Origin of the sequence: Bartonella raoultii, assembly GCF_019659805.1 — a bacterium.
GTDB lineage: Bacteria > Pseudomonadota > Alphaproteobacteria > Rhizobiales > Rhizobiaceae > Bartonella > Bartonella raoultii.
On sequence record NZ_JAIFRO010000003.1, the window covers coordinates 132337 to 153583 of the forward strand.

Annotated in this window: 16 protein-coding genes; 10 read left to right on the forward strand and 6 right to left on the reverse strand. The window is 35.0% G+C overall.

The window, feature by feature from the left end; all coding sequences use genetic code 11:
- Positions 1 to 14 precede the first annotated feature (14 nt).
- The 4 genes from K3248_RS03335 to K3248_RS03350 form a co-directional block, all read right to left on the reverse strand.
- Positions 15 to 1190 (reverse strand): beta-ketoacyl-ACP synthase, encoded by a 1176-nt coding sequence (locus K3248_RS03335; RefSeq protein WP_220716937.1) that lies wholly within the window; start codon positions 1188 to 1190, stop codon positions 15 to 17.
- A gap of 10 nt (positions 1191 to 1200) precedes the next feature.
- Positions 1201 to 1485 (reverse strand): acyl carrier protein, encoded by a 285-nt coding sequence (locus tag K3248_RS03340; protein ID WP_220716938.1) that lies wholly within the window; start codon positions 1483 to 1485, stop codon positions 1201 to 1203.
- Between the two features lie 179 nt (positions 1486 to 1664).
- Complete coding sequence (locus tag K3248_RS03345) at positions 1665 to 3998, reverse strand: NADP-dependent malic enzyme (protein ID WP_220716939.1); 2334 nt, start codon at positions 3996 to 3998, stop codon at positions 1665 to 1667.
- A gap of 855 nt (positions 3999 to 4853) precedes the next feature.
- Positions 4854 to 9404 carry a hypothetical protein gene (locus K3248_RS03350; RefSeq protein WP_220716940.1) on the reverse strand — a complete coding sequence of 1517 codons (4551 nt, stop codon included), beginning with the start codon at positions 9402 to 9404 and terminating at the stop codon, positions 4854 to 4856.
- A gap of 662 nt (positions 9405 to 10066) precedes the next feature.
- Between K3248_RS03350 and hfq the strand changes: the two genes are divergently transcribed.
- The 4 genes from hfq (at position 10067) to K3248_RS03370 (ending at position 14836) form a co-directional block, all read left to right on the forward strand.
- Complete coding sequence (gene hfq / locus K3248_RS03355) at positions 10067 to 10306, forward strand: RNA chaperone Hfq (RefSeq protein ID WP_006589562.1); 240 nt, start codon at positions 10067 to 10069, stop codon at positions 10304 to 10306.
- 53 nt (positions 10307 to 10359) lie between these two features.
- Entirely contained in the window at positions 10360 to 11706 is a 1347-nt protein-coding gene (gene hflX / locus K3248_RS03360) for a GTPase HflX (protein ID WP_220716941.1), read from the forward strand.
- A 140-nt stretch (positions 11707 to 11846) separates the two neighbouring features.
- The gene (locus tag K3248_RS03365; protein WP_220716942.1) at positions 11847 to 13634 is read left to right on the forward strand and encodes a hypothetical protein; all 1788 of its coding nucleotides are present in this window, start codon (positions 11847 to 11849) and stop codon (positions 13632 to 13634) included.
- Positions 13635 to 13744: 110 nt separating this feature from the next.
- Positions 13745 to 14836 (forward strand): COX15/CtaA family protein, encoded by a 1092-nt coding sequence (locus K3248_RS03370; protein ID WP_220716943.1) that lies wholly within the window; start codon positions 13745 to 13747, stop codon positions 14834 to 14836.
- A gap of 18 nt (positions 14837 to 14854) precedes the next feature.
- Here the strand turns inward: K3248_RS03370 and argC are convergent, their stop codons facing one another.
- Positions 14855 to 15790: an N-acetyl-gamma-glutamyl-phosphate reductase gene (argC, locus tag K3248_RS03375; protein WP_220716944.1), complete on the reverse strand. Its 936-nt coding sequence runs from the start codon at positions 15788 to 15790 to the stop codon at positions 14855 to 14857.
- A gap of 353 nt (positions 15791 to 16143) precedes the next feature.
- Here argC and glyA point away from each other — a divergent pair, with 353 nt between their 5' ends.
- The 6 genes from glyA to nusB all read left to right on the forward strand — a co-directional run bounded on the left by glyA (position 16144) and on the right by nusB (position 20671).
- On the forward strand, positions 16144 to 17457 hold the full coding sequence (glyA, locus tag K3248_RS03380) for a serine hydroxymethyltransferase (protein WP_220716945.1): 1314 nt from the start codon (positions 16144 to 16146) through the stop codon (positions 17455 to 17457).
- 14 nt (positions 17458 to 17471) lie between these two features.
- Complete coding sequence (gene nrdR, locus K3248_RS03385) at positions 17472 to 17954, forward strand: transcriptional regulator NrdR (protein WP_220716946.1); 483 nt, start codon at positions 17472 to 17474, stop codon at positions 17952 to 17954.
- Positions 17947 to 19074 (forward strand): bifunctional diaminohydroxyphosphoribosylaminopyrimidine deaminase/5-amino-6-(5-phosphoribosylamino)uracil reductase RibD, encoded by a 1128-nt coding sequence (gene ribD, locus K3248_RS03390; protein WP_220716947.1) that lies wholly within the window; start codon positions 17947 to 17949, stop codon positions 19072 to 19074. The genes nrdR and ribD overlap by 8 nt, the downstream gene beginning before the upstream one ends.
- Positions 19056 to 19673, forward strand: coding sequence for a riboflavin synthase (locus K3248_RS03395; protein ID WP_220716948.1), 618 nt, complete (start codon positions 19056 to 19058; stop codon positions 19671 to 19673). Before ribD ends, K3248_RS03395 begins: the two co-directional genes overlap by 19 nt.
- A 66-nt stretch (positions 19674 to 19739) precedes the next feature.
- Positions 19740 to 20198, forward strand: coding sequence for a 6,7-dimethyl-8-ribityllumazine synthase (locus K3248_RS03400; RefSeq protein ID WP_220716949.1), 459 nt, complete (start codon positions 19740 to 19742; stop codon positions 20196 to 20198).
- 2 nt (positions 20199 to 20200) lie between these two features.
- Positions 20201 to 20671, forward strand: a complete 471-nt coding sequence (gene nusB / locus K3248_RS03405; RefSeq protein ID WP_220716950.1) for a transcription antitermination factor NusB — start codon at positions 20201 to 20203, stop codon at positions 20669 to 20671.
- A 73-nt stretch (positions 20672 to 20744) separates the two neighbouring features.
- Here the strand turns inward: nusB and K3248_RS03410 are convergent, their stop codons facing one another.
- Positions 20745 to 21164, reverse strand: coding sequence for an outer membrane protein assembly factor BamE (locus K3248_RS03410; RefSeq protein ID WP_220717153.1), 420 nt, complete (start codon positions 21162 to 21164; stop codon positions 20745 to 20747).
- Positions 21165 to 21247: the final 83 nt, after the last annotated feature.

Below are 21247 nucleotides of genomic sequence, written 5' to 3' on the forward strand. Positions count from 1 at the left end.
ATTAAAATTTCCCCCTAAGCCGCAGTGAGATGTACTATACCCTCAGCTCTTTTGATACCAATGGTTGTAACGCATGCTTCATGGACTTCTTTAGAAAAAGGCTTTTCATGAATACTTAATACTGGAAAACTGCGTTTTTTTTCAATTGTAATAGCTGCAAGTGCAAGCGCTAAGGGACATTGTACTTCTCGCATATAACCGAATAATGTGGTAATACCACGATAAACTATATTAGCATCATCAAGAGCACTTTTTTCTGCTTTTGTTACTTCATGAAAACCTGAGGTCGCTGAAATAGTTAAAGCAGGCTGTGTTTTTATTGTATTCAACATTTTTGCAATTGATTTTTTTAATGATGTTTTTTGTCTGTTGGTTTGATCTGTAATAATTTGATTGATTTCAGCATAAGGGCGTGCTTTCCGTTTTTTTGCGTGTTCTCCGCTTTCAAGAACAAGGAAGACACCGCCAGAACCCGTGATAAGACCACCGCCAAAGCAATTTTTACGATCCCATACAGGTTTCCATCCATCTTGTGCTAAAAGACCGCCGAGTTCATGAGCTAATAACATATCATAGCCTTCTGCATTATAGGAGCTTCCTACTAATACATGGGTACTTTGTCCTGATCGGATACGGGCAGCAGCAATTTGAAGTGCAGAAAGTCCACTACCTTCTTCTCCCATGAAAGTACGGGAGGAACCTGTTACTTTATGAACAATTGAAATATTTCCAGCTAAAAGATTTGAAAGTTGTGCTAAAAACAAAGTTGGACGAAGTTCAGTCGAAAGGATTGAATTTAACATAGAATCATGATTGGCTACTTTACGCGCTTGTGAGAGAATTTGTGTATCAACAGTAATATCACGTTCTCCTCCACTTGCGGCAACAATCATGTCCATTGTTGATGTTAATTGTTTATTATTTTTAATGCCTGCATCATCCAGAGCAAGGCCTGCAGCATAGGTACCAAGACGTTGCCACGTTCCCATTTGACGTTGATCACTTTTCTTGGGAATTTGTAAACTCCAATCAATTTCTGGTAATTTATGAACGGTATAGGGATTAAACGTTGTACAATCAAGATTTGGCGTGATTGTAGGATCATTTAAAAGATTCCAATGATGGTCAACACCTTCACCTAGAGATGTTATGAGACCTATACCAGTGATGAATACAGCTTGATCATGCATGATGAAAAAATTACTCTACCTGTTTTAAGGAAACGAGTTCATCAATTTTTGCACAAAGATTTTTAAGAACAAAGTATTCTTCAGTTGCAACTGAACCTTCGTTAACATCTTGTGTCCATTGCTCTAATGGAACTTTAATTCCAAAGGCTTTATCAATAGCAAAAACGATATCTAGAAAATCGAGACTGTCGATTCCTAAATCATCAATTGTGTGGCTTTCAGGTGTGATTGTGTTGCGATCAATTTCACTAATTTCTGCTATGATATCTGCAACTTTATCAAACGTAGAGGGCAATGTATAGTTCCTTATGATGAATTTATAAATTGAGAATATAGTTGAATATTACTCTTCTAGCTTTTTTTTCCTAAAAAAGAAAGAATTATTCAAGAATATATATTATATTTATAATACACAAAATGTATTATCGGATTATGAAATAATAATATTTTAAGTTTATTTAAAGTTTTAAAATTTTATTTTAAGTTTATTTGTTTTATTGGTAACTTTTCTCTATTTGCAGCAAGAACAGCAAGAGCTGTCATATTAACAACGCCTCGTGAAGTAACAGAAGGTGTTAGTATATGTGCAGGACGTGAAGCACCGATCAAAATGGGACCGACATGAAGTGCATTTGTTAGGTTTTTAACGATATTAAGCGTAATATTCGCAGCATCAAGCGTAGGGAAGACAAGTAAATTAGCTTCGCCTTTAAGACGGGAATCAGGAAAGACACGATCACGAAAAACTTTAGAAAGTGCAGCATCACCATGCATTTCACCATCAGCTTCTAAATTGGGATATAATTTAGCGAGGATTTCTGTTGCACGTCGCATTTTATGTGCACTTTCTGTATTTTTTGAGCCAAAATTTGAGTGCGATAACAATGCTGCTTTGGGTGTTATACCAAATGCTTCAATTTCTTGCGCTGCCAAAATCGTCATTTCTGCGATTTCTTCTGCAGAAGGATCTTCATTGACGTAAGTATCTGTTAGAAAAAGCGTACGATGTGATGAGATAAGCAAACTTACAGCAGAAAAATGGTGCGCATGGGGATCTAGTCCAATAACTTGTTCAATCAGTTCAAGATGGCGCTCAAAGCGTCCTTCTAAACCACAAATCATAGCATCAGCTTCTTCTCGCATGACAGCTAGGGCTGCAATGGCTGTTGTTGATGTTCTTACGATTGTTTTTGCGGCTTCTGGTGAAACCCCCCGTCTTCCTGTATAATGAAAAAATAAATTAACATAATCACGGAAACGCGGGTCATTTTCTGGATTGGTAAGCTCAAAATCCACACCAGGACGAATCTTTAAACCAAAGCGTTTTAACCTTGCTTCTACAACATGTGGACGACCGATGAGAAGGGGAATTGCTGTTTGTTCTTCTAGAACAATTTGTGCTGCTCGAAGCACACGTTCATCTTCACCATTGGCATAAATTACGCGTTTACGTTTTGCTGTTTTTGCCGCTGCAAAAACGGGCTTCATTGTTAATCCAGAACGAAATACAAATCGATTGAGAGTATCATAATAAGATTCCATATCTTCAATTGGTCGAAGAGCTACACCCGTTGCCATTGCGGCTTTAGCAACGGCAGGAGCAATACGTAGTATTAAGCGTGGGTCAAAAGGAGAGGGGATGAGATAATCTGCTCCAAAACTGGGAGGAGCTTTTGAATAGGCGCGTGCTACAACATCGGATGTTTCTTCACGGGCAAGAGCAGCAATGGCATGAACTGCCGCCATTTTCATTTCTTCATTGATTGCAGTTGCACCAACATCTAATGCACCACGAAAGATATAAGGAAAACAAAGCACATTATTGACTTGATTAGGGTAATCAGAGCGTCCTGTACAAATCATTGCATCTGGTCGTACAGAATGTGCTTCTTCTGGCATAATTTCTGGTGTTGGATTAGCAAGTGCTAAAATTAATGGATTAGGAGCCATTTTTTTCAAATATTCAGATTTTAAAACTCCACCTGCTGAAACACCTAGAAAGATATCTGCATTATCAATAATCTCAGATAAAGTTCGTGCATCAGTTTTTTGTGCATAATGGATTTTCCAACGATCCATAAGTGTTTTGCGACCTTTATAAACAACTCCTTCTATATCGCTAAGCCAAATATTTTTAATTTTTGCACCAAGACGGACTAAAAGGTTGATGCAAGCTAAAGCTGCAGCACCTGCACCTGAGACAACTATTTTTGCATTTTCTATTTTTTTTCCTGCAAGATTTAAGGCATTTAATACAGCAGCGGAAACAATAATAGCTGTCCCATGTTGGTCGTCGTGGAAAACTGGAATATTCATCTTAGAGCGAAGTTTTTCTTCGATTTCAAAACATTCAGGAGCTTTAATATCTTCAAGATTAATACCGCCAAATGTAGGTTCTAAGGCTGAGACTGCTTGGACCATTTCTTCAATATTGGATGCATCGATTTCAATATCAAAAACATCAATGTTGGCAAATTTTTTGAATAAAACAGCTTTTCCTTCCATAACTGGTTTTGAAGCAAGAGGACCAATATTCCCTAATCCAAGGACAGCAGTTCCATTTGATATAACAGCAACTAAATTGGAGCGGGAGGTATATCGAGCAGCAAGATTTGGATCTTTATTAATAGCAAGGCAGGGTGCAGCAACACCTGGAGAATAAGCAAGAGCTAAATCACGTTGATTATCAAGAGGTTTTGTTGATTGTATTTCTAATTTTCCAGGTTTTGGATGTTGATGATAAAAAAGTGCGGCGCTATCGAGCTCAGCTTTTTGTGAATTAAAAGTGCTATTTCGTTTTGTAGTCATGTTTCTGATATCCAGGTTAATATAGGTTTGTATGGTGCTCCATCTACGAATAAGGCCTTGTCTAGTGATAGATCCTAATTTCTCTGAATACAAAAATGCATGAGTATAAGCAAATTTTTTGGATCATAAGATCAGTCTGATATGTTTTTCTGTATGCGCTTGTTAATAATTTTATTAGCATCAGCACGATTATTTTTCTCTTTAACAAAATTCGCAGAAATTGATCTATTTAAAAAAACAAATAAAGATACTACACTACCAAGCCACTATTTTTTTTGCAATGCTTACAAGATAGAAAAAAACACAAGAAATTTACTTTAACTGCTATAACAATTTGATTTATATATACCTTTATAAAAAGGAGGAGAAAATGCTAAACTAATATTTTTAAGCTTTAAATTTTTCATATTCTTAAAAAAAGACTTCAAACCGAATAATAGAAGTTACATTATTTATCGTTGAAGGGGTATAAAAATTATGATCAGTATTATATTTCATTATTCTATAATATACTAAGTAAATAGAATTTAGTGTTGATGAATATGAAGCATTTGGAATGTAAGAAAATAATATGTATTTTAATAAATAAGATTTAGAATGAAAGTTTAGCTTTTTATAGAGTTTGTATATAAGAAATAAAGTTATGAAAAGTTTATATAAAAAGAGAAAAGCGTAATGCTTATCTCTTTAAAATGCTGTGTTATTTTGTGATTAATTCTGTTTTTTTATAAGCATAATATTTCTTTAAATACGATAGAAAACGAAATACCAAGCCTCTCTTTCTCTTCCTTCAGTTTTATCAACAGAATTGAAAAAACGAAAAGTAGAAAAAGTTATTTTCTACTTTTCAATTATTTATTGGATACGGCCACTTGCATGAGCAAGCATTGTATAGACTTTTCCAGTATCTGATGTCAGATACTTTCGCACTGAATTTGAAGAGCTAGAACTGCGTGAGACATCACGTAAAAGTTTTTCAAAATCAGCAATATATTGATTAACAGAACGTTTAAAACCGACATCGTTTATGTATTTTTTCTTAACCATTTCAAATATATTTTGTCCATTTAAAGTATAAAGACGTTCTGTCACGATGTTTTTTTGTCCACGTTGATAATGATCCCATAACTCAACAACGGCATCATGATTAATAGCGCGTACTATACCTGCTGCTAACGAATTAAGAGATACACTCATAGTACGTGGTTTTGTTTTTGTGGATGTAAAGGTCGTATTGCTAGGAATCTCATCATATAAAGTTTCTTCACGTGATGCTCTTTCTAAGAGGTTAGAGACCCATTTATTGGTCCTTTTTTTGCTTTTATCTTGTTGTAAAATAGGCTTAGGTGGTACTATCTTCTTTATGATGTCAGGTGAAACACTTTCATCTTTTTTTAAGGTTGATGATGTAAGAGTTGCCGACTTTAAATATTCTTTTACATTCTTTTGATCACTTTTTTGTATGACATTTACCAAGTCGTTTAATGCGGTAATTTGTTCATTTAGAGCAGCGCGGATTGTTTGCGTTGTTTCCTTTGTTTTTTCTGGAAGTTTTTGAACATTTTCATCAATATCGTGATGTATTTTTGAAAGCTCTAACCGAACTTCATCCGCTGAGCGACGTATATTTTCTGCTGCTCCTGAAAAACGTGTTGAGGCTTCATTAATAAGCTGATTAAGCGATTGTTGGAGTGCCTGTGTAGAATGATGCGCATTTTTATTACTGCGCTCAAGAGCTAAACAAAGAACATCTTCATAATGCTCAATGAGTTTATTAATTTCATTAGATTTTGAAATGAGTGCATTGCTTAATGTAGAAAGTGTATCGTGTTTTTCTTCAAGCGTTGTATTTAATGAGTTTTGAGATTGTTCAAGAACATGAATAGTTTCAGAAAGTGTTTTGGCATGTTGACCAAAACTGCTTGTTATATGACTAATTTGCTCAAAAGTGTTTTGTGAGAGTCCTTGTAAAACTTCTACATTATTATTTAGCACTTGATTTGATGCTGATAAATTCTCTGTTACTTGATGTGTGTTGCGGAGAAAATTATTTGCAGTTTCATTAAATTGACCATCAATATTTTGAACTGCTGATAATAAAACATTACTATTTTCATGGAAGCTATAAATTGACTGATCTAATTGCTTCAAGATGGATGAAACTTTACTAACAAGATCTTCCTTCATAGCAGTAACGGTTTGAAGTGTTTCGGAGTTTGTTTGTGTCAAGCTATTCATTAAAGTTTCACTATGCGCATAAATTCTTTGTTCAGCGTCTTGTGTTGAGAGAGAGAGCTGCTCACTGATATGTTGTGTTAAATAACCAATTGATTCAGTTGTGCTTTGTGCTGCTTGATTTAAATGACCTGTCAACTCTGTGATTTTTTCAACATGTTCTGAAATTTGCGTAGCTGTTTGGTTTGTTGCATCTTCCAAACGACTACTTACATCAGAAAGCTGATATCCAAGATTATTTTGAAGATTCTGCATAGAATGGTGAAGAACATTACAACGTTCATTAAGAACTTGTTCAATGGCAGTTGTTGAAGTCTGAATTGTTTCATTTAACAATGCCCGAACATTATGACTGGCTGTTGTGAAGGCTTCAACAGTATGAGACGTTTGCTCAGAAAGAACAGAAAGAACTTGTTCACTCGTATCATAAACGGTTTGTTTAACGTTTGATACAATACGATTTCCAGACTCTGAAAGAATATTTTCTGCTTTCTCTGCAACATCTGTGACAGATAAAAGTATCTCTTCCCCTCTGGATGAAAGAATATCAGAGACTTTTATAATTTTATCTGTGACCGTATTAACGGAATCTTCTAATGTAAGACGCATATTATCAACGCTTGTTTCCAGCGCTTGTTGAATGATCTGATTTTGTTCACTATTAAGAAGAATAGATGTTTTTAATGTGTTAGAGCGCTCTTCAAAAGCAGATGTTTGCATTTCAAGGGTCTCACATACCTGACCAAGTTTCTCGGATAATGTTTCTTCTAATGTGCTGGCACGATCAAAAATCTTATGTGCACGAACTTCCAGATTTTCATCAAATGATTCTATACGTGTTTCAAGAGCTTCAAAGAATGTACCGCTAGATTGAGAAAGCGTATTTTTAAGAATTTCAGCATGATTTTCGAGATTTTTTATATGTCCTTGAACAGTTTCAGTAATATTTTTGTTATTAGCAACAATTGCATTTTCAACCAAATCTATCTGTTGTTTTAAAGCAACATCAACACGTATATCACTTTTAGCGATAAGGTTATGGATCGTTTCCATCCGTTGTTCGAGTGTGCGTGCTTGATCGGCAAGAACTTCATTAAGAGAAAAACTATTAATAGCTAAAGAATCACGTAAAGCATCAGCACGTATATCAATATTTCTTGCTTGTGCTTCTAAAGCATCTTTTGTTGTATTGCAGCTTTGTGAAATGACTTCTTGCAGCTTTTCTGTGCATTGCACTATATTTTCAACATGATTTTCAGCATGCTGATCAACGATCCGAACATTATTTATTAAAGCTTGTTCAATATTAGAAGTATTTTGGGCTAAGACATCAATCTGACTTTTTAACGTATTAGCAATTTTATTTTTTTCATTATCGAGCATGTCTGCCATGAGAACTCTTTGATCAGAAAGTTGTAATTTTAAGTCCTGTGAACGTTCTTGTACGATATCTAAAATTGCACTATCAACATGTTGTATTTTTTCTCTCAGGCTTTCTTTACTCTTATCGATTGCAGAAAGAATAGTTTCATGTCCGTTTGTAAATGCGTTGGTGATATCAGTTGTTCTTTCTTGAAGATTTGCATTAATTTTTAAGACATGAGACTCTAAAAAGTTACCAAGCTTTTCAACATTATCTTCTAAGATCTGACCGCGTGCTATGAAGGATTCGATGATAGAATCACTATGCTCTTTAAGAGAAAAATCAACGGTTGTTAAGCGCTTTTCAAAGGCTTCAATAGCTTTTGAAGTTACATTATCAAATGTAGAAGAAAGTTTGTGCGCATGCTCATCCAGAAGTATAATTTTTTCATCAAAATTTCGTAGAGATTGGTTATTGCGATCAATAATAGCTTTATCCAAATTTTGAAATTTTTTGTCAACACTATGCAAAGTTTGATCTGTTGCTTCTTGTATATGTGTAGCAATTTTAGCAATATGCATTTCAGCTTTTGCTGCTGTTTCATTAAAGGTTTTATTTATTTGTTTTTCATTATTGTCAAAACGCTGCGAAAAATCATCAAAGTTTTTTCCTAATTTATGGAAAAACTCTGTGTTTTTTTGCTGAATTTGTGTTGTTGTCTCGTTAAATTTCTCAACAAGCTTGTTTTTTACACCGTCTCCTGCATAGGAAAGTTTGGTAACAAGATCTTCTCCCTGTTTTTGCAAAGTCTGAGAAAGCGTCTGGGCAAGTTTTTCAACATTAGTCACAATTTTAGAAGTAACCAAGCCAAATTCATTACTTAATTGCTCTTGCGTTCCTTTAATTGTTGATTGTACGCGATCTGCGTGATTTAAAATAGCTATGCGTTCATTACTTAATTCTTTAATTAATGTATGAATACGCGATTCATTTTCAGCATAAGCTTGTTCTAGATTATGAACTTCACCTTGTATAATAGCTTCAAGCTCAACAGCACGTCCAAGGGTTCTCTCTATGCCCTCATTCATTGCTGCAACTTCATCACGAATGGTTTGTCCTATAGCGATTGCTTGTTTTTCAGAGATATGTTGTGGTTCACTAAGGCGCTGTGCTGCGTTTGTCATAAGGATAGCAACATTATGTAATTCACTCGAGCGCTTTGTTAATTGCGCAAAGCCCCAAGACATAAGAATAGGGACTGCTGTTCCTGCTGCTACAGCTATTCCCATTGGTGAGGTAAAAAAAGTAGCGATATTTGATAAGGAACTCAATCCAGCAGGTGCTAGTTTATGCGCAATAAAAGCACCTCCTGCTACCCATAAAGCACTAAGTGCTGTGGTGCACCAATAGATTCGAGAGAGAGAATTTTGCTTTAAGAGTTCAAAATTAAAAGGCGTTGTTATATCATCATTAGCAGGAAGAAGTTCCTTAGATAACAATGTATTATGGACTGTCCCTCCTGAAAGTTCAGGAGTAGGTTTGGGAGCAAAAAGCTGCTCAACAACCGATTCATCAATAACAGCGTTATCATGAATATTAGAAGTAAGGTTTGAAGTATTATTTGCAGCAAAGATTTCTTCTTCTGCTAATGCAATTTTTTGAATCAAATCATCTACATTAACAACATTTTCAGAACTCCCAGATGAGCTTGTGTCAATTGTAGTGTTATCAAAATCAAAATTCATTGCTTTTGTGAGAGCTTCTTCAACTTCGACTTCAAATGCTTGTAATTTGGTTCTGCGTGCCATACTCGCCTCGTACTCTTACAGACAGAAAAGGGATACGTCCTCCTCCTGATATTTGGGTATACTAGCTGTTAATTATTTAGAAAGGAATATGCTCTGCAAAAAATTTTAAAAACTTATCAAGATAAAGTTAACGTGGCTTTTTCTCTTTGTTTCAAAATATTATAAAATATAATAAAAACAAAGTCGTATTTGACTGTCATCAGAATAAAAATTTTGTTTATAGTTTTTAAAAATCTTGTTTGTAAGAAAAATTATGAATCTCGTTTAGTGCATTAAAAACAATTTAATGAAGTTACATACCCTGTTTTAAAAGATTTGCAGTGTATAGATATATTATTACACATGTTTCTCTTACCTTTGATAATACTAAAAATTATGCTTATTCTTTTTGATATTCATGAAAAAGTATCTATTATGTCCTTTAATAAAAAGCATATAGCTTGTAATAGATTATAAGATACATATGTAATTAATAATATTTATAAAAAATCAATATAAAGAATTTTTATGGGGAGATGATGCATATTTTTTAAAAACCATATTTTCAATATTAAGTTATCTTTTACTAAATTTTAGAAGTTCCTACGTTGACAATTTAATATTTTTCAGTCGATATGCGTGCACGAATATTTTATGCAATTCGAGATGAAGGTGTAAGAATAATGGCAGAACGATCACAGCACCTACAAGATGTATTTTTAAATACGGTGCGTAAGCAAAAAATTTCTCTTACAATTTTTCTTGTAAATGGCGTTAAACTGACGGGTATTGTAACTTCATTTGATAATTTTTGTGTCCTTTTGCGTCGTGATGGACATGCACAATTGGTTTATAAGCATGCTATTTCTACTATTATGCCCGGACAACCTGTACAAATGTTTGAAGGTGAAAATTCTGAATAAGCAAGCCACTTTACGATAGACCTCTTATTCCATTTAAAAGTGCTTAGATTGCTATGGTATATGAAAATGAGAAAGTGAGGGGGTTTTTTTCGCAGGTTGAAAAACAGGTGCGTGCGCTTGTTTTGGTGCCTATTTGTCAAGAAAACAAAAATGAAACGATAACTTCAAGCGGATGTTCAGTATCTTCTCGAGTTCAAGAGGCGTTGGGCCTAGCGCGTGCTATTAGGTTGAATGTTGTTCACTATGAGACAATTCATATTGTGGTACCTCGTCCTGCAACTTTATTTGGAAAGGGTAAAGTAGAGACATTTGTTCATTTTATAAATGAATATCACATTGAGCTTGTAATCATAGATCATTTTTTAACACCGGTACAGCAGCGTAACTTAGAAAAGCTATGGAATTGTAAAGTAATTGATAGGACAGCTTTGATTCTTGAAATTTTTGGAGATCGTGCACGGACGAAAGAAGGGGTTTTGCAAGTTGAGTTAGCGCATTTATCTTATCAAAAAAGTAGGCTTGTGCGTAGCTGGACACATCTAGAAAGGCAACGTGGTGGCCGCGGTTTTTTAGGTGGTCCTGGTGAAACTCAGATTGAAGCAGATAGGCGTCTTTTACAAGAAAAAATTACCCGTATTCGCCGTGAATTAGAAACAGTAATGAAAACACGTGCTCTTCATAGAGCTAAAAGAAAAAAAACATCCTATCCTGTTGTTGCTTTAGTAGGATATACTAATACCGGAAAATCAACTCTTTTTAACCATTTAAGCGGTGCGGATGTCATAGCAAAGGATATGTTGTTTGCAACACTTGATCCAACTTTGCGCAAAGTTACCCTTCCTCATGGGCAAACGATTCTTTTGTCGGATACTGTGGGATTTATTTCTCACTTACCAACAAATTTGATTGCTGCATTTAAAGCAACTCTTGAAGAAGTTGTTGAAGCTGATCTGATTCTTCATGTAAGAGATATGTCAGATTCTAATCATCGTGCACACGCGCAAGATGTTTTAAAAGTGCTTTCAAGTCTTTCTATCGATATTGACGATACAGAGCATATTATAGAAGTTTGGAATAAAATTGATTTATTGGATAAGCATGCATTGAATGTTTTAAAAACAAGCGCAAAAACACAGTTAAATCCTGCTGTAATGGTATCAGCTCTCATGAATGATGGTCTTGATCAGTTACTAAGAGTTATTGAAAAGCGAATTTTTGGAGAAATGCAGCGCATTGAATGTCTTTTAAAACCTCATGAAATGGCGCTTATTGATTGGTTTTATGACAATGCGGGTGAAGTGGTGCAAGAAGGTCTTGATGATGGTTCTATCACTATTAAAGCAGTTCTCACTTCTGAAGCAAAAAAACGTCTTGATCATATTAAACAAAATATGAATTAAAGTTTTTTTGATCTATTGTTTAGTTTTTATACTTAAATTTTACGTTTTTCTTCTCTCAAAATAATATACTTAAAGTTAAGAGGATAGTTACTACTTTCTCTTAATAAAAAAGATAAAGTATTTTTCTGGTTGAAATAAAGATGAGTCTTACGTGCAATAAAGAGCTGTTAATACCCACGGTGTCGCGAAACGTTTTGGTCGTTTTGTTATTAGCGGTGCTCTGTTCATTTTTGATTTTCTTGTATTATTTTTTTCAACCACGAGGTTACCGAGCTACCTTAACATTTTCATTATCTGATTCGGTTGGAAAACCTTTATCGATTGAAAAACAGCATGATGTCGTTGCGTTTTTGTTTTCACAATCTATTATTTTTAATAATTCAAATTTACGGAATTTTTCTTCAGATTCTTCTCATGAGAAAGATTTTCGCGAGAATATCCGTTTATCTCGCCATGGTGACCTTATAGATCTTATTTTTGAAGCAGAAACAGCCGAAGCGGCTCAACATGGGGTAGAAACTTGGTTTTCTGCACTTTCACAAGAAATTCTAAAACAGAAACAAAAGTTATTATTAATAAAACAGCAAAAAGATCAACACTATGATAATGCTGCATTATTTAATATAGTGCAGGGGTTTCGTTCTTCTGTCGATTCTTTTTTTCAACATGATATAAAAAAAACAGAGCTTCATGATCTTTCTACGCAATTAATGGAGGCAACTTTAAAGCGTATTCATTTAATGAGCTTGAATTCAGCAATTAAGGTAACGCGTGAAACGGGAAAATCATTACTGTCTTTATCGTTTATTGCAAATAATTCATCGGTTTCTGCACTCGAATCTAAACGTAATATTTTAGAAATGCAAAGAGCACATATGGTCGCACAATTGGGATGGACACATCCTCAAATTAAAGCCATGACTGCGGAACTGGAGGTTCTTTCTCACCAATTAGAAAACAAAATTTTGCAGATTGTTCATCAAATTCATTCCGATGAAATTATTGCAACGGAATTTGAAGAACAACTCAAAAAAAGAATGAGCCACTTTGTAAAAGATAGATCCCAATCTTTGACACAAATGTTTAACGAATTAGAAAATAAAATAAAAATAGTGGTCAATGCGCAAAACAAAGAGCTAGAGAAGGATATTTCTTTTTTAGAAAAGACAAAAATTCATGTCATTGTACCTACAACGTTAGTATCAATTTCTTTTATGGATCTTTACGGAAAAAATATTATTATGGGTGTCCTTCTAAGCTCAATCATTTTTTTGGGAGGAGTTTTGTTGTTTTATCAATGCTTTAAAACAAAAAAAAAATATTTAGAAAATGCTGGTTTAAAATCTAAAAAAAATGCTTACAAGAATGATGAAGACTTTCTCGTTTCTCAGAATGAAAAAAAACTTGAGATTTTTATTACAATAGAAGGATTATCCGATTTTTTAAAATGCTGTACTTCAACAGTTGTTTCAATAATTGGTCCAGAAGCTGCGCGTACTGCAGCAAAATTATCTCTTCATCTCATCAAAGAACATAAAAAAATTCTTTTGATAGATATTTCTGGTCAACAAATAGAGAAAGTAATAGGTCCTCATCGGGGATTGAGTGATATTTTAACGAGAAATGCTCAGTTATATGATGTTATTTATCGTGATTACGATACGGGAGTTGATATTCTTCCTCAAGGGTTAACAAGTGCTGTTTCAGCACAGAATTTTTCAAATGATATCCCTCATATATTGCAGGAATTTAAAAAGGATTATGATTTTATCATTTTAGAAATGTCGAGTGAACCCAAATATGGATTTGAACAATTTGCACAGTTAACAGATTATTACATTTGTAGTGTTGTTTTAAATGAACAGGATTGGATGATGCAGATGGTAAAAAGATTTCCAAAGACTGTGTATCGTTTGGTTGAATCATAAAGATCATAAAAGAAAATGTAGATCGCTTGTTTTGTGCTAAAGTTGTAATACATATCCAAATAGCTAGGACTTAATATTTAAATTTTGAAAAATTGTGGTTGGAGAAAGACGTGGGGCAATCAGAGATGACTGTAAAAAGATTGAGTGAAAGCGTTTTGACAGCAAGGCAAAAGAAAAATCGAAAACAAATTCAAATGTGGCTTTATACTATTTTATTGCTGTGTTTGGCAATCGTTTTAGTTGGGGGTGCTACTCGCTTGACAGGGTCAGGTCTATCAATAACCGAATGGAAGCCGATTCATGGTATTATTCCCCCCATTGGTGAGAAACAATGGCAGGAAGAGTTTTTAAAATATCAACAGATAGCACAATATAAATTGCTTAATCGTGATATGACATTGAGTGCATTTAAGGTTATTTTTTGGTGGGAATGGGGGCATCGCATTCTTGGGCGTCTAGTGGGGCTTATAGCTTTATTGGGGCTCATTTGGTTTTGGATGACAAAACGTATTGAAAAAAATCTTTTACTTCCACTTATCATTGTTCCCATTCTTATTGCTTTTCAGGGTTTTATTGGGTGGTGGATGGTGGCTTCAGGTATTGGCCAAAGTAATCTGACAAGTGTAAGCCAATATCGTTTAGCATTTCATCTTATAACAGCATGTTTTGTTATTATTTTTGTTACTTATTTATCTCGAGGACTTACAGAATATTCAGAAAAACCTGCAAATCACAAAGTTCAATATTTTGCAGGGTGGCTTGTTTTTTTGATTTTGATGGAGATTTATTTTGGAGCTCTTGTAGCCGGGATCCATGCTGGAAAAGTTTATAATACATGGCCCCTTATGGATGGTCAAATTATCCCTGATGGTTTATTACAACGTAAACCTGTTTGGCTCAATTTCTTTGAAAATCCTTTAACAGTTCAATTTGTTCACCGTTTTTTTGCTTATTTTTTATTTGTTGCAGTGATTATTCATGCTTTATATGTACAGAGGAATCTTCCACATTCAACCCATTCTCGTCGTGCATTTTTAATATGTGTTATGATTATTGTTCAAGCACTCTTAGGTATTTCTACTTTATTACATGAAGTACCGATAAGTTTAGGGCTTATTCACCAAAGTGTTGCATTAGTGATATTGTGTTTTTCTGTTGCACATTGGCGTGCTACGAAAGGGGCATATCGTGTTCTTGAATAATCTTTCAAGCAAAAAATATTAATGTCCTGAAAGCATTAAGTTGAGGTTTTGAACAGCAGCCGCGGATGCACCTTTTCCCAAATTGTCTAAAAGAGCACATAGGTTGAAAATACCTTCATTTTCATTACCGAATACGAATAACCTCATACTATCTTTATGTGCTAAACATTCAGGATTGAGTTTTTGGAGTGTATCAGTTTCTTCTTTTGATGCAACTGTTATCACATCTTCTCCCTCATAATGACTTGCAAGAATTTCGCGTAAATCAGAACAACTTGCTGATTTTGTAAATAAATGACGATGTAGAGGAAGATTTACAATCATTCCTTGAGGAAAACGACCAACACTTGGTATGAAGATAGGGGGATAATTAATCTGTCCATACATTTTAATTTCTGGTATATGCTTGTGTTGAAGGTTAAGTCCATACACAAAATAATTTTCACAAAAATCATTTTGTTGAGATTGCTTTTTCATTTGTGCAATTAATTGTTTACCACCACCAGTGTAACCAGATATTGCGTTAAGTGATATGGGGTAATAAGCGTCTAGCAGACCAGCTTCACGCAGTGGTCGAATTAAGCTAATTGCCCCTGTGGGATAACATCCAGGATTACTTACATAGCGTGCTGCTTGGATGCGTTGTTTTTGTCCTATTGTCATTTCAGGAAAGCCATAGACCCAATCAGGCGCAATACGATGGGCTGTTGAACTATCAATCACTCTAATATTTTTATTATTTTTAAGCCAGTTAACAGTTTCTTTTGCCGTATCATCTGGTAGACATAAAATTGCGATGTCTGTTTGAAAAAGATAATCGTATCGCATATTAATGTTATGCCGATCAGTATGAGGAAGAGAGAGCAACTCTAAATCAGAACGGTTGGCTAGTCGTTTTTGTATTTGTAATCCAGTTGTTCCATGTTCACCATCAATAAAGACTTTTGTTGCCATTCTACTTGCCTTGTATCTATTTTTTTTTTGCTATATTTAATTTAATATATTATAGATCAGTTCAAATTATTACCAACTTAAATCATAAATCTGGAATTATTGTATTTTTTGAGGCTGTAGATCATTTTACTTGTGAAAAATTTTAAAAAAAATCCCACAAGTTAAAAGCATATGAGTAAAAATTTGCTACTCATTTTATGCGGTTTATTTTATTATGGGGGGGGATTTTGTTGTCTGTACAGCACAGAAATATGACAGGTATTTTTAAATGAAAGCTGTTTAAAATATTTAGTCTGCTTGACTTGCTATGTTATCGTTTATTACTTTATTTTTTATGTTAGGGAATGTGTTTTATGACTCAGCAAAAAGAGAATACACAAAGACATTTTTTTAATGATACTTTACAAACTATTGATGGTGCAATCTTTAATGCAATTAAGGATGAATTGGAACGTCAACAGCATGAAATTGAGCTCATTGCATCGGAGAATATTGTTTCAAGAGCGGTTCTTGAAGCACAAGGTTCTATTTTAACCAATAAATATGCTGAGGGTTATTCGAGCAAGCGATATTATGGAGGTTGTCAATTTGTTGATGTCGTTGAAGATTTAGCAATTGAGAGGGCAAAGAAGCTTTTTGGTGCTTCTTTTGCAAATGTTCAATCTCATTCTGGAAGCCAAATGAATCAAGCTGTATTTTTAGCTTTTCTCAAACCTGGTGATACATTTATGGGGCTTGATTTGAATGCTGGTGGTCATTTGACACACGGTTCATCTGTGAATATGTCAGGAAAATGGTTTGATGCTGTTTCCTATGGTGTGCGTAAAGAAGATCAGATTATTGATATGGAGGAAGTTGAACAGCTTGCAAAAAAACACAAACCTAAACTTATTATAGCAGGTGGTTCATCTTATCCTCGTCTATGGGATTGGAAACGGTTTCGGGAAATAGCAGATGAGATAGGCGCTTATTTAATGGTTGATATGTCCCATATTGCTGGTCTTGTTGCTGGTGGTGTTCATCCTTCACCGGTTCCGCATGCACATATTGTGACAACGACAACGCATAAATCGCTACGTGGTCCTCGTGGTGGGTTAATTTTAACAAATGATGAAGTTTTCGCTAGAAAAATTAATTCAGCAATTTTTCCAGGTCTTCAAGGTGGTCCTTTAATGCATGTGATTGCAGCCAAAGCTGTTGCATTTGAAGAGGCTTTACAACCTGACTTTCGCGATTATGCTGCTCATGTTATTGCGAACGCTAAAACTTTAGCAAAGACATTGCAGGATAATGGGTTTGATCTTGTATCTGGTGGTACAGATAATCATTTATTGTTGATTGATTTACGTTCCAAAAATGTCACGGGAAAACGTGCTGAATTGGCTTTGGGACGTGCCCATATTACTTGTAATAAAAACGGTATTCCTTTTGATTCTGAAACACCATCTATAGCCTCGGGGATTCGTTTGGGATCACCTGCTACTACAACGCGTGGCTTTACAGAGAAAGAGTTTATTCAAGTTGGTAATTTAATTTCAGAAGTTCTTGATGCTCTTCGGAGCGTAAAAAGTGATGAAGATAATAGTGCTGTTGAAATGGCTGTTAAGAAAAAAGTAGAAGAGATAACAAGACAATTTCCTCTTTACTCTCATCTTAGTAGTTGTTGAGGAACTCAAAAAAGATGCGCTGCCCTTACTGCCAATATGAAGATACACAGGTTAAAGATTCGCGTCCTGCAGAAGAGGGGACGGTTATTCGTCGACGGCGTGTGTGTTCCGTGTGTGGTGGCCGTTTTACAACTTTTGAACGTGTTCAGTTACGTGAGCTTTTAGTTTCTAAAAAGAGTGGTCGATGTGAGCCATTTGATCGTGATAAGTTAATGCGATCTGTTGATCTTGCTGTGCGTAAACGAAATATTGATCCTGAATATATTGAACGTGCAATTTCTGGCATTGTCCGTCGCCTTGAAAGCTTAGGAGAGCCAGAAATTGCATCAGAAAAAATAGGGTTTCTTGTTATGGAAGCGTTAAAAAGTATTGATCATATTGCTTATATTCGTTTTGCTTCTGTTTATCGAGATTTTCGTAATGCGAGTGATTTTCACGATATTATTGATGAGTTGTCAAAGGATATAACGGATACAGAATCTTGTTTTGATGAATAAAAAAGTACAAGATGAGCGGTTTATGGCTGCAGCTATCCGTTTAGCGGAACGTCATATAGGCCTTACTGGTGAAAACCCTTCAGTCGGTGCACTAATCGTGCAAAACATTAACGGCATAGAAACTTCTATTGTTGGATATGGTGTGACAGCCATAAACGGAAGACCTCATGCTGAAGTGCAAGCCCTTCGCATGGCCGGTTCTTTAGCAAAGGGGGCCACAATCTATGTTACTTTAGAACCTTGTTCGCATTATGGTAATACTTCACCATGTGTTAATGCACTTATTGATTCGGGTATTTCACGGGTTGTTATTGCTCTTTCTGATTTAGATAAGAGGGTTGATGGTCGTGGTATTGCTCTTTTGCGTAAGGTTGGCATTGAGGTTGTTGAGGGCATTTTGTCTGAAGAAGCTTTAGAATCATTATGTACGCATTGGTGTATAAGAAAGTTACAACGCTGTGCAGTTACTTTAAAAATGGCAATTTCTGCTGATAATGGTGTGGGAAAGAGAGGGCAGGGGGGTATACAAATTAGTGGAATGATTTCGCATGCTCATACGCATATTTTACGTGCTCAAAATAATGCTATTGTTGTTGGTGTTGGGACTATATTAGCAGATGATCCACAATTAACTTGTCGTTTGCCAGGAATGGAAGATCGATCGCCTATACGGGTTATTTTAGATGCAGATCTGTGTATTCCACTAGATGCAAAAGTTGTTCAAACGGCAAAAAAGATTCCTACATGGGTCATTTGTGATGCAAATTTTATACAAAAAAGTAAAAAAGGTGCATTGGAACAGTATGGTGTATCCGTCTATTCTGTAGAAGTCAGTGATGGTTATATGTCACCCTTTGCTATTTTACAGCTACTCTATAAACAGGGAATTAATAGCGTTTTATTAGAGGGGGGAGTAAAGACAGGAGAAATGTTTTTAAATGCTGGTTGTGTGGATAATTTAATATGCTTTTATGCTCCTATTACTTTAGGCAAAAACCGTATTGAAGCGCCTCATTTTAAGAATTACCTCTCTCAATTTCATGAAGTTGAAACGAGAATGTTTGGAAATGATCGTTTTTATAAATGGAGACGTAAGACATTATGTTTACAGGAATTATAACGGATATCGGTTATATTGAAGACATATATTCTTTAAAGCAAGGAGTACGTTTTAATATTTCCACGCGCTATGATATGGATAGTTTAGAAATTGGTGCATCAATTGCATGCTCAGGAGTTTGTTTGACAATTGTTGAGTGTGGATCAAAACAGAAAAAGACCAATTGGTTTGCGGTAGAAGCGTGGGAAGAAGCTTTGCGTTTGACTAATCTTGCTGATTGGACAAAAGGAACTCTTGTTAATTTAGAACGTTCTCTGAGATTGGGTGATGAAATGGGGGGACATTTAGTTTCTGGTCATATTGATGGTTTGGCTGAAGTTATTGAACAGAAAAATGAAGGAGATGCCATTCGTTTTTTTTTACAAGTTCCAAAACGATTTGTGCCTTTTATTGTCAACAAAGGATCTATTGCACTTAATGGGACATCTTTGACTGTTAATTGTGTTAAAGATTGTATTTTTGATGTTCTTATTATTCGCCATACACTTGAAGTAACAACTTGGGGGAAAACAAAAATTGGAGATAAAATTAATTTAGAAATTGATCAACTTGCCCGTTATGTTGCTAAGCTTTCTGGTTTTAAAATGAACGATGAATAAGTTAAAATTTTATTCTCATGTTTAGAATTTTGTGTTTTATAAACTTAATTTATATGAGATTCCGTTATGGCAAAAGAAATAGGTAAAAAGTTGCACGTATTGATCGTTGAAGCACGTTTTTATGAGGCGATTTCTGATGCTCTTCTAGCAGGTGCTGTGAATGTTTTGCAAAAAGCTCAAGTGAGCTATGATGTTGTGACAGTTCCTGGAGCCTTAGAGATACCAAGTGCAATAGCCTTTGCCGAAAATAAGAGTAAAGTCTCATATGATGGTTATATCGCTCTTGGGTGTGTTATCCGAGGAGAAACATATCATTTTGAAATTGTTGCTAATGATTCTTGTCGTGCTTTGATGGATTTAACGGTGCATAAACAATTGGCTATTGGAAATGGTATTTTGACTGTTGAAAATGAAGAACAAGCATGGGAGCGTGCAAAACAGGAGAAAAAAAATAAAGGTGGCTTTGCTGCTGAAGCTGCTTTATGTATGATCGCTCTAAAAAAGAGATTTGGAGATAATCGTTAAATATGGCTGATATAAAAGGTAGATATTCTTCGCGTTCAGCCAACAAACGTGGAGCAGCAAGACTTGCTGCAGTCCAAGCACTCTATCAAATGGATATTGTAGGTTCTGGTGTGATGGAAACAGCAGCTGAGTATGAGGCTTATCGCTTAGGAAAAGATATTGATGGAAATCAGTATATTGATGCTGATTTCCAGTGGTTTTTAGCTATTATTACTGGTGTTGTAAGAGATCAAAAACAGCTTGATCCCATGCTTCATCAACAACTTTCTAGCGAATGGTCACTTTCACGTCTCGATTCTATATTACGTGCGATTTTGCGAGCAGGTTTATGGGAGTTGGTCAATCGTCAAGATGTTCCTGTAGCAGTTATTGTAAGTGAATATGTTGATATAGCAAAAGCATTTTTTGAAAGTGATGAACCAAAACTCGTGAATGCTGTTCTTGATAAGATGGCAAAAAAAATACGTCTCTAGAAATTGTGTTACAATCTTTAGATTATTCGTTTTTATAATCGTTAAAATCTAGTTTTATCAAGTATTCACATATTTAGTTATGTATTGGGAGATTCGCAGGACCTTTGATAATTTGAATCAAAAAAGGCTGTTCTTTTGTTGCGGTTGGCGTTGTTTGCGTGATAAAATCAAATATCTGCCCATCTTGTAGACCATAATGGGCTATCTTTGTAACTTGATCATTTTTATTAAAGTAAATAGCCAATACTTTGCGATCAACGATTTTTGTTTTCATAAATTGCATACCACGGTAGCGTGTTTGTGAAATATAATAAAAGACCTCATTATCATATTGTGTTTTGAGAGAGGGGGTTCCTAAAGCTAAAATAACTTGCTCTTGACTTGATCCAACAGAAATAGAATTAAGAGCATTTTTATCAAGAATATAGCCTTCTCTATAGATTTGACTTGATCCTGAAGAATCAAGAACACTACATCCCGTAATTGCTATCATGCTTACTGTTAATAAACCAATCAATAAGTTTTGTTTAATTGAGGTTTTTTTGTTGAACTCCTGAAACAATGATATCTCCCTTA

Excerpts from the sequence above, each read along its gene's own strand:
- glyA (WP_220716945.1), top strand. The coding sequence starts at position 16,144 with ATGACTCAGCAAAAAGAGAATACACAAAGACATTTTTTTAATGATACT.
- ribD (WP_220716947.1), top strand. The coding sequence starts at position 17,947 with ATGAATAAAAAAGTACAAGATGAGCGGTTTATGGCTGCAGCTATCCGT.
- K3248_RS03350 (WP_220716940.1), bottom strand. The coding sequence starts at position 9,404 with ATGGCACGCAGAACCAAATTACAAGCATTTGAAGTCGAAGTTGAAGAA.
- K3248_RS03395 (WP_220716948.1), top strand. The coding sequence starts at position 19,056 with ATGTTTACAGGAATTATAACGGATATCGGTTATATTGAAGACATATAT.
- K3248_RS03400 (WP_220716949.1), top strand. The coding sequence starts at position 19,740 with ATGGCAAAAGAAATAGGTAAAAAGTTGCACGTATTGATCGTTGAAGCA.
- hfq (WP_006589562.1), top strand. The coding sequence starts at position 10,067 with ATGGCAGAACGATCACAGCACCTACAAGATGTATTTTTAAATACGGTG.
- nusB (WP_220716950.1), top strand. The coding sequence starts at position 20,201 with ATGGCTGATATAAAAGGTAGATATTCTTCGCGTTCAGCCAACAAACGT.
- K3248_RS03345 (WP_220716939.1), bottom strand. The coding sequence starts at position 3,998 with ATGACTACAAAACGAAATAGCACTTTTAATTCACAAAAAGCTGAGCTC.
- K3248_RS03410 (WP_220717153.1), bottom strand. The coding sequence starts at position 21,164 with ATGATAGCAATTACGGGATGTAGTGTTCTTGATTCTTCAGGATCAAGT.
- argC (WP_220716944.1), bottom strand. The coding sequence starts at position 15,790 with ATGGCAACAAAAGTCTTTATTGATGGTGAACATGGAACAACTGGATTA.
- K3248_RS03335 (WP_220716937.1), bottom strand. The coding sequence starts at position 1,190 with ATGCATGATCAAGCTGTATTCATCACTGGTATAGGTCTCATAACATCT.
- nrdR (WP_220716946.1), top strand. The coding sequence starts at position 17,472 with ATGCGCTGCCCTTACTGCCAATATGAAGATACACAGGTTAAAGATTCG.
- K3248_RS03365 (WP_220716942.1), top strand. The coding sequence starts at position 11,847 with ATGAGTCTTACGTGCAATAAAGAGCTGTTAATACCCACGGTGTCGCGA.
- hflX (WP_220716941.1), top strand. The coding sequence starts at position 10,360 with ATGGTATATGAAAATGAGAAAGTGAGGGGGTTTTTTTCGCAGGTTGAA.